At 55.0% G+C, this 13826-nt stretch carries 13 protein-coding genes and 2 tRNA genes; 7 read left to right on the forward strand and 8 right to left on the reverse strand.

What is annotated here, in order from left to right; translation table 11 throughout:
- From ORY85_RS09410 to ORY85_RS09425, 4 genes are all read left to right on the forward strand, one after another.
- Entirely contained in the window at positions 1 to 1641 is a 1641-nt protein-coding gene (locus tag ORY85_RS09410; RefSeq protein WP_274570970.1) for a urocanate hydratase, read from the forward strand.
- Between the two features lie 160 nt (positions 1642 to 1801).
- Entirely contained in the window at positions 1802 to 3100 is a 1299-nt protein-coding gene (locus ORY85_RS09415; RefSeq protein WP_274570969.1) for an MFS transporter, read from the forward strand.
- A gap of 7 nt (positions 3101 to 3107) precedes the next feature.
- On the forward strand, positions 3108 to 3953 hold the full coding sequence (locus tag ORY85_RS09420) for an aromatic amino acid lyase (RefSeq protein ID WP_274570968.1): 846 nt from the start codon (positions 3108 to 3110) through the stop codon (positions 3951 to 3953).
- Entirely contained in the window at positions 3895 to 4752 is an 858-nt protein-coding gene (locus tag ORY85_RS09425) for an aromatic amino acid lyase (RefSeq protein WP_274570967.1), read from the forward strand. The genes ORY85_RS09420 and ORY85_RS09425 overlap by 59 nt, the downstream gene beginning before the upstream one ends.
- A gap of 288 nt (positions 4753 to 5040) precedes the next feature.
- Here ORY85_RS09425 and ORY85_RS09430 read toward each other — a convergent pair whose 3' ends face one another.
- Positions 5041 to 5502 carry a cytochrome c gene (locus ORY85_RS09430; protein WP_274570966.1) on the reverse strand — a complete coding sequence of 154 codons (462 nt, stop codon included), beginning with the start codon at positions 5500 to 5502 and terminating at the stop codon, positions 5041 to 5043.
- Between the two features lie 90 nt (positions 5503 to 5592).
- Between ORY85_RS09430 and ORY85_RS09435 the strand changes: the two genes are divergently transcribed.
- On the forward strand, positions 5593 to 6345 hold the full coding sequence (locus ORY85_RS09435) for an SDR family oxidoreductase (RefSeq protein WP_274570965.1): 753 nt from the start codon (positions 5593 to 5595) through the stop codon (positions 6343 to 6345).
- Between the two features lie 281 nt (positions 6346 to 6626).
- On the opposite strand, the gene ORY85_RS09440 is transcribed toward ORY85_RS09435, so the two are convergent.
- Positions 6627 to 8021, reverse strand: a complete 1395-nt coding sequence (locus ORY85_RS09440) for an exonuclease domain-containing protein (protein WP_405030355.1) — start codon at positions 8019 to 8021, stop codon at positions 6627 to 6629.
- Positions 8022 to 8128: 107 nt separating this feature from the next.
- Between ORY85_RS09440 and ORY85_RS09445 the strand changes: the two genes are divergently transcribed.
- Both ORY85_RS09445 and ORY85_RS09450 read left to right on the forward strand, forming a co-directional pair.
- A tRNA-Arg gene (locus tag ORY85_RS09445) sits at positions 8129 to 8205 on the forward strand.
- A 9-nt stretch (positions 8206 to 8214) separates the two neighbouring features.
- Positions 8215 to 8289: transfer RNA gene (locus ORY85_RS09450), tRNA-Glu, on the forward strand.
- 40 nt (positions 8290 to 8329) lie between these two features.
- Here the strand turns inward: ORY85_RS09450 and pcaD are convergent.
- The 6 genes from pcaD to ORY85_RS09480 all read right to left on the reverse strand — a co-directional run bounded on the left by pcaD (position 8330) and on the right by ORY85_RS09480 (position 13823).
- Positions 8330 to 9112 (reverse strand): 3-oxoadipate enol-lactonase, encoded by a 783-nt coding sequence (pcaD, locus tag ORY85_RS09455; RefSeq protein WP_274570964.1) that lies wholly within the window; start codon positions 9110 to 9112, stop codon positions 8330 to 8332.
- 9 nt (positions 9113 to 9121) lie between these two features.
- Complete coding sequence (gene pcaF, locus ORY85_RS09460) at positions 9122 to 10327, reverse strand: 3-oxoadipyl-CoA thiolase (RefSeq protein ID WP_274570963.1); 1206 nt, start codon at positions 10325 to 10327, stop codon at positions 9122 to 9124.
- Positions 10328 to 10443: 116 nt separating this feature from the next.
- Positions 10444 to 11088, reverse strand: coding sequence for a 3-oxoacid CoA-transferase subunit B (locus ORY85_RS09465; RefSeq protein ID WP_274570962.1), 645 nt, complete (start codon positions 11086 to 11088; stop codon positions 10444 to 10446).
- Positions 11089 to 11101: 13 nt separating this feature from the next.
- Positions 11102 to 11761 (reverse strand): 3-oxoacid CoA-transferase subunit A, encoded by a 660-nt coding sequence (locus ORY85_RS09470; protein WP_274570961.1) that lies wholly within the window; start codon positions 11759 to 11761, stop codon positions 11102 to 11104.
- Between the two features lie 17 nt (positions 11762 to 11778).
- Positions 11779 to 12963, reverse strand: coding sequence for a benzoate/H(+) symporter BenE family transporter (locus ORY85_RS09475; RefSeq protein ID WP_274570960.1), 1185 nt, complete (start codon positions 12961 to 12963; stop codon positions 11779 to 11781).
- A 74-nt stretch (positions 12964 to 13037) separates the two neighbouring features.
- Complete coding sequence (locus ORY85_RS09480) at positions 13038 to 13823, reverse strand: 1,6-dihydroxycyclohexa-2,4-diene-1-carboxylate dehydrogenase (protein ID WP_274570959.1); 786 nt, start codon at positions 13821 to 13823, stop codon at positions 13038 to 13040.
- Positions 13824 to 13826 lie beyond the last annotated feature (3 nt).

Here is a 13826-nt window from a genome sequence, read left to right on the forward strand (position 1 = left end):
ATGAAACAGTTTACGGTTACGGGCGGTACTCAGTTGCGCTGTAAAAGCTGGCGTCAAGAGGCTTTGCTGCGGTTGTTGGAAAATGTGCTGGCTGTCGGTGAGGCACCGGAAAAATTGATTGTCTATGCCGCGATGGGCAAGGCGGCCCGCGACTGGGCCAGCCATGATGCGATCGTCGATGCACTCAAAACCATGACGGACGACTACACCCTGATTGTCCAGTCGGGCAAACCCATCGGTCTGCTCAAAACCCATGCACAGGCGCCCTTGGTCATCATGGCCAACTGCAATATGGTCGGACAATGGGCCAAAGCGGAAATTTTTTACGAACTGGAAAAGAAAGGCCTGATCTGCTGGGGCGGCCTGACAGCGGGCGATTGGCAGTATATCGGCTCACAGGGCGTGATTCAGGGGACTTATGAAATTTTCAGCCGGATTGCCGAGCAGTCGTTCAACCACGATTTACGCGGGCGTTTTATCCTGACGGCCGGTTTGGGCGGCATGGGCGGTGCGCAGCCGCTGGCCGGTACGATGGCGGGTGCGGCCATTTTGTGTGTGGAAGCACAAAAGGACAGCCTGCAAAAACGGTTGGACATCGGCTACCTGCAACGGCATACCGATAATCTTGACGAGGCCTTACAGTGGATTCAGGCAGCCGTTGCGGCGCGTGAGCCTTTATCGGTGGGCTTGTTGGGCAATGCTGCCGAAGTTTATCCTGAGCTGGTGCGGCGCAATATCACGCCCGATATCGTTACCGACCAAACCAGTGCGCACGACTTGGTATACGGCTATATCCCGAAAAATCTTTCCATGGAAGAAATCCGCCGCCTGCGCGAACACGACCATGCCGCGCTGATGGCGGCCTCTCTGGACAGCATACGCGGCCATGTAAGTGCCATGCTGGCATTCAAAGAGCGCGGCGCGGTAGTTTTTGACAACGGCAATCTGATCCGCACGCATGCCTTTAATGCCGGCGTGAAAGAAGCGTTTGACATTCCCATTTTCACCGAAGCCTTTTTGCGGCCGCTGTTTTGCCGCGCCGTCGGTCCGTTCCGCTGGGTGGCATTATCCAATGACCCGCAGGATATTGCGGTCATCGACGACTATATCTTGCAGCGTTTCCACGATAACGCGATTGTCACCAACTGGATCCGCACCGCGCGGGACAAAATTCCGTTTGAAGGGCTGCCTGCACGTATTGCGTGGCTGGGTCATTTAGACCGTACGGCACTGGCGGTCGCCGTAAACGGCATGGTAGCCGAAGGCCGTCTGAAAGCACCGGTTGCCTTTACCCGCGACCATCTGGATGCCGGTGCCATGGCCCATCCCAATATCATGACCGAAAACATGCGCGACGGCTCGGATGCCGTGGCCGACTGGCCGCTGATTAATGCCATGGTGAACTGCGCTTCCGGCGCGGATTTGGTGGCGATTCATTCGGGCGGAGGCGGTTACAGCGGCTATATGACTTCAGCGGGTGTTACCGTTGTGGCCGACGGCACGCCGGAGGCAGAACGCCGCCTGACTTTGAGCCTGACCAACGATACCGGTCTGGGTGTGATGCGTTATGCCGACGCGGGCTATCCCGAAGCTCTGGATGAAGCAGTACAAAAAGGATTGCACTATATTCGTTTGAATTGATGATTCGATTAAAAAAGAATTTTTATGTACAGCATACGGCGTCCGGATCGGCTATCCCTTTTTGCTGCCGGTTCGGACGGCTTCTGCTTTATCCCGCGTGCTGTCCATACAATCCGAATTTGTCCGAAATCTGTATTTTATTATTTTATAAGGAATAAAAATGACTTCCCAAACGGACACCGCAAAAGAAAAATCGGCCGGTAAGGTTGTGGCTGCCGCCTCAATCGGCAATGCTTTGGAATGGTATGACTTCAGTATTTTTGCGTTTTTTGCCGCCTATATCGGACATAACTTTTTTCTGGAAGGCAACCATACATCGACGCTGATTAAAACCTATATCGTATTCGGAGCCGGTTTCATCGCCCGTCCGCTGGGTGCCGTCCTGCTCGGACTGTACGGAGACAGGGTCGGGCGTAAGGCAGCATTAACGATGACGATTGCATTGATGGCAATCGGTACATTTATTATCGCCGTTGCCCCCACTGCGGATGTTATCGGTGTGGGAGCGGCCGTATTGCTGCTCATCGGCCGTCTGTTTCAAGGGTTTTCTGCCGGCGGCGAGATCGGCGGTGCAACCGCTTATCTGGTCGAATCGGCTCCGCCGAAGAAGAGGGCGCTGTATGCCTCCTGTTTGCAGGCCAGTATGGGGTTTTCCAATATTCTGGCAGCTGTTGTCGGTGTGGTGGTTACCAAATCTTTGGGGGATGCGGTCGTGCATGATTGGGGCTGGCGCATTCCGTTTATCGTTGGCCTGCTGATTGTGCCTGTCGGCTTCTACATCCGTAACAGTTTGTCGGAAAGTCCTGAATTTGCACATGAAACACGTGAGTCCGGACAGGAAAAAATTTCGTTGGCAAGTGTGCTGAAAAACTACCCTAAAAACCTGATTTACGCTTTCATGCTCTCCATTCTATGGACAGTATGTGTGTACACGCTGATTATCTATATGCCGACTTATTATGCTTCGGAGCAAATGAAGCTCGGCTTTACCCACAGCCAAACCTTTACTGCGGCTTTGTTCGGCAATATCTTTATGGTAGGCGGCAGTATTTTCGCCGGTATGATGGCCGACAGAATCGGTGCCCGCAAGATGATGACAATCGGGGCAGTATCCCTGTTGGCGGGTGTGGCACCGCTGCTGATTTGGCTGCACAATATGCCGACCATGGCTACACTCATCACCGTTCAAATCCTGTTCTGCTTTATGGCGGCATTGTTCAGTGGTGTCGCACCGGTGGTATTGTCATCGATTTTCCCCGTTGCCGTCCGCTCGACCGGCATGTCGGTTTCCTATAACTTTGCCGCCATCTTTTTTGCCGGCTTTACGCCCGCACTCTTGACATGGGCCACACAATACAGTGTTTATGCACCTGCCGTATGGGTAGGTATCGCCAGCGTTGTCGCACTGATGTCATTGGCACTGATGCCGAAAACCGTCCAACACCAAATCCAGAACTGAGACTTCCATGAAAAAAATCAGGATATTCAATATATTTACTGTTGTCGGTATTTTATTGTTCAGTCCGTGGAGCTGGGCACAAACTACCGTTACCCTCGACCCGGAGAAGCCGCTGACCTTAGATACTCTGGATCAGGTCGCCAACCGACAGGCACAAGTCGTCTTGAGTCATACAGCCATCAGCAACATCCGTGCAGGACACGCCGTCGTCATGCAGGCTGCCTTAAACAACAAACCGGTATACGGTTTAACGGTCGGAGTCGGCTGGAACAAAGACAAACCCGTCTTCAAAGAAGAAGCCGGCACCAAAACGCTTGCTCCCGAACTGTTGGAAATGTCCCGACAATTCAATGTCAGCTCATTACGTGCCCATGCTGCCGGTTTGGGGCAGCCCCTGCCCGAATCCATCGTCCGTGCCTCGATGCTGATCCGTCTGAATACTTTTTTAAAAGGCGAAGCAGGGGTCTCCCCCGAAGTCGCCCAACAATATACCCTCTTTTTAAACAAGGGCATTACCCCTGTTGTTCCCGAAAGGGGCAGCATCGGTGAAGCCGACATCACTCTGGCCTCCCATATCGGCTTGGCCATGACAGGCGAATGGGACGTATTCTACCGCGGTAAACGTATGAATGCGGCGGCAGCCATGCAGCAAGCCGGCATCACGCCCTTAAAACCCATAGGAAAAGATTTCTTATCTATATTAAGCACCAATGCATTAAGTGCCGCACAAGCAGCACACTTATTGGAGCAAAGCCGCATATTTTACCGCCGGGAAATTTCCGTCTTCGCAAGGATTGAACGGCAACATTGCCCCGTTCAGCCATGCGGCCATGCAGGCGCGTCCTTATCCTGAAGCCAGCGCCGCCGCTGCCGACCTGCGTCAGGTACTGACCGGCAGCGATCTGCTGAAACCCAGCAGCAACCGTGCGCTGCAAGACCCCCTGTCTTACCGCTCCATGGCCTACACACTGGGGGAAGTGCGCAGTGCACAGGCACGCCTGGAAAACGCCTTAGCCATTCAAATCAACCATACGGATGACAACCCTCTGGTGCTGATCAACGGTTTACCCGAAGCCGATGACTCTGCCCAAATGCGCAGCTATGAAATTGACGGTGCCGGTTCGCCAGCCATTGTTCCTACCGCCAATTTCAATTTCCTGCCTGTAGCCAGCGCAGTAGCTGCCTTAAACGAAGCACATGCCAAACTCAGCGAGATCATCACACAGCAAACCCTGCGTATGGAAAACCCCGAAATCACCAAATTGCCGCGTTTTCTGTCCGATCCCGACAATTCCGGGCATGCATTCGGAGCCATTCAAAAGCCGTTTGCCGCAAGCAATGAAAAAATCAAGCTGTTGGCCCGTCCGCTGTGGTATGACGGTGCCGTTTTGGCCGGCAATATCGAGGATACCGCCAGCATGAGCGAGCAGACCATACAGAACGGTAGCGAAATCATCAAAGGGCTATACGAAATTGCCGCCTACCAGCTGCTTCATGCCGCCCAAGCTGTCGATTTGCGCCAAGGATTGACACTCAGCAGCGACAGCCGCCGTCTGTATCAGGCCTACCGCGGTGAAGTTCCCTATTTGCGGGCAGATACGCCGACTACGCCTTTAATCGAAAAAAGTATCCGTTTTTTGCAGCAATATTGAGATACGGGCAATTGGCAGGCTATTGTTTAAAGCACGGGTGCAAGCCCGTGCTTTTCCCGTTGGAGAGTCATATTTGACGGTGCTGTTTGAATATTTCAAAAAATCGGCTGACTGTATCAGTTTGAGTGTAGGATGAAGAAAGTTGGTGCAGGTATCCAGTTTATCCCATGTTTGGTCGGGCACATCAAATAAATAAAAAAGCCGGTATTGTCAAAATAGCGGCTTTCGGTTTGCTGGAAGGATCGGCTCTATGGGTAAATATCAGGCAATCGGTATGATATGGCGGGATTATTTCGGGCGGCGGAAGCTGTCGTGGCAGGCTTTGCAGCTTGCGCCCACTTCGCCGTAGGCGACTTTGATGTTGTCCAGGCTGCCGGTTTGGGCGGCGTTGTTCAATTCGTTTACGGCATTCAGAAATTTGGTGCGCTCGGTTTCGAATTCGGCCGGTTTGTCCCAAACGGCGGGTAGGGCATCGCCGTTGCCTGCGGTGTCGTTTTGGAAGTGTTCGAACGGTTTTTGCGCGTTTTCGGCGAAAACGGCGGCATCGGCTTTGAATTTTTCGACGTTGTAGGTTTCTTCGCCTTTGACCATTTTACCCATTGCGGAAAATTCGGGCATCATGGATTTGAATGCGGTGGTGCGGTTTTCCGAAATCGGGCCTTTGTCTTGGGCGGCGGTGCTGCCGTTGCCGCCGCAGGCGGCCAGTGTCAGTGTGGCGGCCGTAACGGCCAGCAGGGTGCGCAGGGTCATGGTGTGTTCCTTTTTTTATCGGTTTGTAAAATGAAAATGGTTGTGGAATGATACGCGAGTTTACTGTAAAAAAACGAAAGGAGCAGCAAAATGGCGGTTTTGGTTACGGGTGCATCGGCCGGATTCGGCAAGGCGGTGTGTGAAGCTTTGGTGCGCGCGGGATACCGTGTGATCGGTGCGGCACGGCGGGCGGAGCGGTTGGCGCAGATGCGGCAGGAGTTGGGCGGGGATTTTTATCCTTTGCCTTTGGATTTGGGCGACAAGGTTTCCGTTCAGACGGCCTTGTCTTCGCTGCCGCCGGATTTTGCCGAAATCGACTGCCTGATTAATAACGGCGGCCTGGCTTTGGGTTTGGACGCGGCACATCAGGCCGATTTTGCCGACTGGGAAACGATGATCCGCACCAATATTCTCGGTCTGAGCTTTATTACGCATCAGGTTTTGCCGCAGATGGTGGAGCGCGGCAGCGGCTATATCATCAATATCGGCTCGATTGCGGGAACATATCCGTATCCGGGCGGCAATGTTTACGGCGCGAGCAAGGCGTTTGTGCGCCAGTTTTCGCTGAATCTGCGTGCCGATTTGCAGGGGACGGGCATCCGCGTGAGCAATATCGAGCCGGGTTTGTGCGGCGGGACGGAGTTTTCCGCTGTGCGTTTCAAGGGCGACAGTGAACGGGCGGCGGCTCTGTACCGTCAGGTGGATTTCATCACACCGCAGGATATTGCCGATACTGTTTTATGGCTGTACCGGCTGCCCAAACATGTGAACGTGAACAGCATCGAAATGATGCCCACCGCACAGGCATTCGGCGCGCTGCCGGTGATGCGTGATGCCGGTTAAGACAGCTTTAAGCAAGGGTCTGTAACAAATCGAGAGCGGTAAAATCCGCTCTTTGACTCATAGCGCGCTCGACCATACCGTTTCACAACCGTGATCCCGGCTTATCCTGCTTTCTTCCGCTTTATCCCAATTTATTGCACAGAGGTTTGGTGATTTGTCTCACCCTGTTTCATCAGACGGCCTGATGGGCGTTTGCGGTAACGGCCGGGCGGCAGGGTTGTGCCTTGCAGGTTCGGTGCGGCAGACAGGCCGCCTGACCGAATGATTGGGGCGGATCGGCTTTACCGTGCCGGTTCGGCATGTTCCGCCAAGCCGCGTTTGAATTTCTCGTGGAGTATCGGCGGCAGGGTGCGGTCGAAATACCAGCCGCCGTCGGGCAGCTGCAACGCGCCGCCCGCACAATGCAGCGTGATGCTGCGGCCGCTGAGCGGGTCGGTTTCGGTAATCTTGATGCGGCGCGCAGTTCCCCAACCGACAACCGGCAGCGTATCGGCATGATGCAGAATGCGCCGGTTGTGTTCTGCAACATCATCGCTGCTGCATTGGCCGCCGCACAATCCGGCCGCATGGCGCGGACAGGGTACGCCGCGCGCATGGCTTTCGGGCAGAATATCCAGCAGGGCGGGGCAGAGACGGTGTTGCGCCGCCCATTCGTTTAAGGCGCGTTTGGCGGCTTTTTTGTGGGCGAACAGGCCGTTTGGCGGCGTTTGGCGGCGGCCGTCGGCCAAGACCTGAATGCGCGCCTGATATTCCTGATGCTCGTTGGCTTTGAAGGCAACGGTAAAAAACGCCGGGTCGGCGGGGTTTTCAGACGGCCTGAAACCGTATGCCTGCGCCCATTGTACTTTCAGCGCAAAAGCGTGCAGCGGGCCGCAGGCGGGGATAAAGCGGAAATCCGCTGCCTGCCGCAGGGGCAGCCGTTTGTTGTGCAGCAGGGCCGAGATGTCGCTGAATGCTTTGGCGTGGCTGTGCAGTGCCACCGCCTCGCCTGCATGGTTGAACCACAGCGAAACGCCGAAACCGTCGGGCAGGCCGCCGATTTTGCGGTGCAGGCCGGCGGATAAATCCGACGGCGGCAGCCTGGGCTGAATCAGTTGGCCGATCTGTCCGGCTACTGCTGTGCTGCCGTGTTCGCGCAGCGCGGCTTCCAGGAAATCGGCCAAAGCCGCCACATCGTCGAATGCGCGGTGGCGTACGGCGGCGGTCAGACCGAAACGCTCGATAATGCTGTCGAGGTTGTGCCGGTAAAACTGCGGATACAGGCGGCGCGACAGTTGGACGGTGCACAGCGTGTGTGCGGCAAAGTCGATACCGGCACGGCCGAAAGCATGGCGCAGAAACGTGTAGTCGAATTTGCTGTTGTGTGCCGCCAGCAGACTGCCGCGCAGAAGCGGCAGCAGCTCGCCGGCCAGTGCGGCAAAAGACGGCGCGTCGGCCACCATCGCATCATCAATGCCGGTCAGGCGGGTAATAAACGCCGAAATCGGCATTTCGGGATTCACCAACCATTGATGGCGGCTGATGAGGCCGTCTGAAAAACGCAAAAACGCGATTTCCGTGATGCGGTCATCGTAAAAATGGCCGCCCGTGCTTTCCAAATCAATCAGCACCACCGGCCGCCCGAAGCGGGAAAAGACAGCCGCCAGCAGCGGCCAGCGTTGCGCATCGTGTTCCATCACGCGGATATTTCCAAACGAAACCGCCATTTTAGCCGTTTCGGCAAAAAACTTCATGTATCCGCTTGACACCTTTTCCCTGCCTGCCTATAATCCCAATCTTTCTCGCACCCGTAGCTCAGTTGGATAGAGTATCTGGCTACGAACCAGAGGGTCGGGCGTTCGAATCGCTCCGGGTGCGCCAGAAAACACCGCGCCCATCGTCTAGCGGTTAGGACATCGCCCTTTCACGGCGGTAACCGGGGTTCGATTCCCCGTGGGCGTGCCAGATTTGAAAACCCCCTTGATGGAAATCAAGGGGGTTTGTTTTAATGACATTTTAAGAAATGCTTGATTTTGCTGTTGAATACGGCAGCGGCCTCGATATTCGATATGTGGGCGGCTTCCAGTAACAGCAATCGGGAATTCGGAATGGCAGTGTGCAGTGAACGGGCTGTTTCGGCGGTTGTAACCTGATCGTACAGGCCGCCGACCGAGAGTGTCGGAACTTGGATCCGGTGTATTTGTTCGCGTAAATCGGCATAAGCCAAAGCTTCGCAGCAGGCAGCGTAGCCTGCGGGACTGCTGTCGGCCAGATGGCTGACCAAGCGGTTTACTGTGGCAGGGTTTTGTCGGACAAAATCTTTGGTAAACCAACGCTGTCCGGCAGTGAGTGCGATATCGGACAGCCCCTTTCTGCGGACGGAGTCGGCTCGCGCCAACCATGATTCGGTTTGACCAATTTTGGCGGCGGTATTGCAGACAACTAATTTGTTCAGGCGGTCGGCAGCATGGATACCCAGCCACAGGCCGGTCAGGCCGCCCATGGAAATGCCGCAGAAATGGGCTTTCCCGATGCCTACGGTATCCAGTATTGCCAGAACATCGCTGCCGAGGTCGTCGAGACGGCATGGTGCCGATACCGGTGCGGACAATCCGTGTCCCCGAGTGTCGTAGGCAATCAGGTAAAAGTCGTTTTGCCAAGCATCGATTTGCGGCTGCCACATGGTGAAATCGGTACCGAGTGAGTTGGACAAAATGATTGCGGGATTGTCCGGCGAGCCGAATGTCCGATAATTCAGACGGCCTTTGGCGTGATAGGCGGTAGGCATGATATTCCTTCAAATTTTTTCAATGATAAGAGCGATTCCTTGACCGACACCGATGCACATACTGCATAGGGCATAGTGTCCGTTTTGGCGGTGCAGTTGGTATAGGGCGGCAGTAACCAGGCGCGCACCGGAGGCACCTAAGGGGTGGCCGAGTGCAATGGCTCCGCCGTTGGGATTGACGTGGGCAGCATCGTCGGGTAGACCCAGTCCGCGCAAAACGGCAAGTGCTTGTGCGGCAAAGGCTTCATTCAATTCAATTACGTCTATGTTGTTTAAAGAAAGCCCGCTTTTTTGCAGCACTTTCCGTATAGCCGGCACGGGGCCGTAGCCCATAATGCGCGGCAGCACGCCGGTCACGGCAGCGGCAGTGATTTTGGCTTTTGGGTGCAGGCCGTATTTTTTGACGGCTTCGGCCGAAGCAAGCAGAAGTGCGCATGCGCCGTCGTTGATGCCTGAGGCATTGCCGGCGGTAACAGTGCCGTCGGGACGGGTAACGGCTTTCAGTTTGGCCAGGGCTTCCAGCGAAGTGGTGCGCAGGTGCTCGTCTTGGCTGAATACCTGCGGGCTGCCTTTTTCCTGAGGGATGGAAACAGGTACGATTTCTTCGGCAAACAGTCCGTTTTGTTGTGCCAAAGCAGCACGTTGCTGGCTGATGAGGGCGAATTTGTCTTGATCTTCGCGCGAAATATGAAGTTCGGCGGCCAGATTTTCAGCAGTTTCAGGCATCGTATCCACACCGTATTGCGCTTTCATTTTCGGATTGATAAAACGCCAGCCCATAGTCGTGTCTTCCATTGTACCTTTGCGCGCAAAGGCACTGGCTGCCTTGCCTATGACAAACGGTGCGCGGGTCATATGCTCAACACCGCCGGCAATGATTAAGTCGGCATCACCGCTTTTAATCGCGCGTGCGGCCTGAATAACGCTTTCCATTCCGGAACCGCACAGGCGGTTTACGGTTACACCTGCCGTTTCCGGAGGCAGCCCGGCCAACAGTGCAGACATACGGGCGATGTTGCGGTTGTCTTCACCGGCCTGATTGGCGCATCCGTAGATAACGTCATCGATTGCTGACCAGTCGACACTGAGATTACGTTTCATCAATGCCTGAATGGGTATGGCGGCCAAGTCGTCGGCACGGATTGAGGACAGTGCACCGCCATAACGGCCGAATGGTGTGCGGACAGCATCACAGATATAGGCTGCGGAAGTCATAGACGTTCTCCTTTAAGATGGTGATGTGGTCAGGCATTTGAATGGTTTGATGCAGAGGCCGTCTGAGAATCATTCAGTCGGTCAAATGCTGTGACGGGAAAGCTCCGTTTGGCAGTTTAGGCAATATGCAAGGGTGCGGCAGTCAGGTTTTGAAGTTCGGTAAGGCTCAGACCTTCGACCATTTCAACTACGGCCAATCCTGATGGGGTAATGTCGATTACCGCTAAATCCGTATAGATGCGGCTGACACAACCGATGCCGGTCAGAGGGAGGGTGCAGTATTCGACGATTTTAGGTTCCCCTTTTTTAGTGATGTGCTCCATCGTTACATACACTTTTTTCGCACCGACGGCCAAATCCATGGCTCCGCCGACAGCAGGAACGGCATCGGGTGTACCTGTGTGCCAGTTGGCTAAATCTCCGTTTTGTGCCACTTGGAACGCGCCCAAAACGCATAAATCGATGTGGCCGCCACGCATCATGGCAAAAGAATCGCCGTGGTGGAAAAAACTGCCGCCGCGCAGGAGCGTAACAAATTCTTTGCCCGCGTTGATCAGTTCGCTGTCGCGTTCGTGTTCGGCTGGTGCAGGCCCCATGCCGAGCAGGCCGTTTTCGCTGTGCAGGAAAATATCTTTATCGGCGTGCAGAAAGTCGGCGATTTGGGTGGGCAGGCCGATGCCCAGGTTGACATACGTACCCTCGGTAATGTCTTCGGCCACGCGTCGGGCGATATCGCTGCGGCTTCTGGTTTGGTAATTCATGCGGTTCTCCGGTTCAGACTTTGACTACGTGTTGGACGAAAATGCCGGGTGTGACGATGTGTTCGGGGTTTAAATCTCCCAAGGCCACGATCTCTTTGACTTCCGCAATGGTGGTGGTGGCGGCCATCGCCATGATGGGGCCGAAATTGCGGGCGGTTTTGCGGTAGGCTAAATTACCCCAGCGGTCGCCCTGATAGGCTTTGATGAGAGCGAAATCGGCCCGGATGGGGTATTCCAGCACATAGTGTTTGCCGTCGATTTCGCGCGTTTCCTTGCCATCGGCCAAGAGCGTGCCGTAGCCGGTGGGGGTAAATACCGCACCCAAGCCCATGCCGGCGGCCTGAATACGGCAGGCCAGATTGCCCTGCGGCACGAGTTCCAATTCGACTTTGCCTTCGCGGTAGAGACTGTCGAACACGTAAGAATCGCTTTGGCGCGGGAAGGAACAGACCATTTTGCGCACTTTTCCTGCTTTCAGAAGCGCGGCCAGACCAATATCGCCGTTACCCGCGTTGTTGCTCACGATGACCAAATCGCGTACATTGCAGTCGATTAGCGCGTCAATGAGCTTGACCGGTTGTCCGGCCGGGCCAAAGCCGCCAATCATGATGGTGGCACCGTCACTGATCTTTGCCAGAGCTTCTTCCGGAGCGAATGCTGTTTTATCTATCATTTCATTTTCCTTTGCCGTCAAATTTCGGGTTTGGCGGGTTTGGGTATTATCCATGCTGACGTCATGCCGACTGCTACGCCCCAAAAGGCCGAACCCAGTCCCCAGAGGGTCATGTCCGAGGCGGTGGCGAGAAAGGTCAGCACGGATGCTTCCCGGTGGTTTTTTTCCGCTACTGCCGCGCTGATGTTCGCACTTACCGCGCCGACTAGTGCCAAACCTGCAGTAATCATCACGAAGGCTTCGGGTAATACGGTAAATAATTTCACAATTGCACCGGAAAACAGTGCTCCCAAAAGATAAAACATGCCATTGCTGATGCCGGCAATGTAGCGTTTGTCTGCGTCGGTATGCGCATCTTTCCCGGTACACAATGCAGCGGTGATGGCTGCCGGTACAATAGTGATGCCGCCGAAACCTGCTACCAAGAGAGAAACAAGCGAAGTGGTGGCGATAACCGGCTTGGCAGACAAACGGTAGCCGGAAAGATGCAGCAGCGACATGCCAGGCAGATACTGACCGGTCAGGCTTACCAAAACCAGCGGCAGTGCGAGACTCAAGGTGCTGTGCCACGTCCATTCGGGCGGAGTCCATATCGGCTGTGTGAGAGAGAATTCGACTGTACTGAAATCTGTCCAGCCGCCCAGTACGCACACAGCCAGCCCGATGATAAACACAATCGCTATGCTGTATCGCGGAACCCATTGTCTGGTCAATAGAAAAGCCGCCAGCATGATCCATGTCAGTAAGGGTGCATATTCGATTGACGCGAATACCTGTGTTCCGAAACGGAACAGAATACCTGCCATCATGCCCGCCGCGATACCGCGCGGAATCAGGTTGACCAGTCTGTCGAAACAGCCGCTCCAACCAATCAGCAGAATCAATACGGCGGCGGTAAGATATGCACCTACCATTTCAGACAGGCTTAATCCGGGAAAGAGCGTAATCAAAAGTGCCGTACCGGGAGCAGACCACGCCGTAATGACAGGCATTTTGGTTGCCCAGCTGAGAGCAATGCCGCTAACCGCAGCACCTATGGATACGGCCCATACCCACGTAACAGTAATATCGTGAGTTACCTGTGCCGCAGAGGCCGCCTGAAACAGCAGCACCATCGGTCCCGCATATGAAACCAATACAGCCAGAAATCCGGCAGTAAGGGCAGAAACCGACCAGTCTTTGAATATTGTCGCGTCCTTCATGTGCTGTCCCATCTTGAACTGCCAGCCTGTTTAAACGGCCGGGCTGTATCATTACACCGCCGTTTTCAGACGGCCTAACCCTGATCGCCGCCGCCTACGGGCAAGACGCTGCCGGTAATGTAAGAGGCTTCGTCGGAGGCGAGAAAGAGTATGGCAGCAGTTTGTTCTTCAATCGTGCCGTAGCGTTTCATCAGGCTTGAGGATACGGTTTGGTCGACGATACTTTGGTACCACGCTTTTTCCTGTGCGCTTAAAGGTTTGGGATTGCGCGGCACAATGCGCGGTGGGGCTTCGGTGCCGCCGGTGGCCACGGCATTGATACGGATGCCGTTGGCCGCCTGCTCGAAGGCGAGGCTGGCGGTCAGCGCATTGATGCCGCCTTTGGCTGCGGAGTAAGGAATGCGGTAGATGCCGCGCGTGGCGATGGAGGAAATATTCACGATTGCACCGCTTTTCTGTGCCTGCATCTGCGGCAGCACGGCGCGGCAGCACCATAGGGTCGGAAACAGCGAACGGCGGATTTCGGCTTCGATTTCTTCGGGCGCGTAATGCTCGAAGGGCTTTGCCCAAATCGTGCCGCCGACGTTGTTGACCAACACGTCGATGCGGCCGTAGGTTTCGACGGCGGAACGCATCACGCTTTGGGCACTTTCCCAAGTTTCCAAATCGGCCAGTACTACCGACGCTTTGCCGCGTTTTTTCTTGATGGCGGCAGCGGTGTCGTTGACTGTTTCCGAGCGGTCGGCCAATACCACGTTCGCACCCTCGGCTGCTGCTTCGATGGCGATGCTGCGGCCGATGCCCTGCGCTGCACCGGTAACGACTACAGTTTTGTTTTTGAAACGTTTGGCTCCGTGCATGGT

This window comes from Neisseria leonii, from assembly GCF_028776105.2.
GTDB lineage: Bacteria > Pseudomonadota > Gammaproteobacteria > Burkholderiales > Neisseriaceae > Neisseria > Neisseria leonii.

What these genes read in the sequence shown, in the direction of transcription:
- ORY85_RS09410 (WP_274570970.1), top strand. Translation starts at nt 1, where the DNA reads ATGAAACAGTTTACGGTTACGGGCGGTACTCAGTTGCGCTGTAAAAGC.
- ORY85_RS09415 (WP_274570969.1), top strand. Translation starts at nt 1,802, where the DNA reads ATGACTTCCCAAACGGACACCGCAAAAGAAAAATCGGCCGGTAAGGTT.
- ORY85_RS09420 (WP_274570968.1), top strand. Translation starts at nt 3,108, where the DNA reads ATGAAAAAAATCAGGATATTCAATATATTTACTGTTGTCGGTATTTTA.
- ORY85_RS09430 (WP_274570966.1), bottom strand. Translation starts at nt 5,502, where the DNA reads ATGACCCTGCGCACCCTGCTGGCCGTTACGGCCGCCACACTGACACTG.
- ORY85_RS09435 (WP_274570965.1), top strand. Translation starts at nt 5,593, where the DNA reads ATGGCGGTTTTGGTTACGGGTGCATCGGCCGGATTCGGCAAGGCGGTG.
- ORY85_RS09440 (WP_405030355.1), bottom strand. Translation starts at nt 8,021, where the DNA reads ATGGAACACGATGCGCAACGCTGGCCGCTGCTGGCGGCTGTCTTTTCC.
- pcaD (WP_274570964.1), bottom strand. Translation starts at nt 9,112, where the DNA reads ATGCCTACCGCCTATCACGCCAAAGGCCGTCTGAATTATCGGACATTC.
- pcaF (WP_274570963.1), bottom strand. Translation starts at nt 10,327, where the DNA reads ATGACTTCCGCAGCCTATATCTGTGATGCTGTCCGCACACCATTCGGC.
- ORY85_RS09465 (WP_274570962.1), bottom strand. Translation starts at nt 11,088, where the DNA reads ATGAATTACCAAACCAGAAGCCGCAGCGATATCGCCCGACGCGTGGCC.
- ORY85_RS09470 (WP_274570961.1), bottom strand. Translation starts at nt 11,761, where the DNA reads ATGATAGATAAAACAGCATTCGCTCCGGAAGAAGCTCTGGCAAAGATC.
- ORY85_RS09475 (WP_274570960.1), bottom strand. Translation starts at nt 12,963, where the DNA reads ATGAAGGACGCGACAATATTCAAAGACTGGTCGGTTTCTGCCCTTACT.
- ORY85_RS09480 (WP_274570959.1), bottom strand. Translation starts at nt 13,823, where the DNA reads ATGCACGGAGCCAAACGTTTCAAAAACAAAACTGTAGTCGTTACCGGT.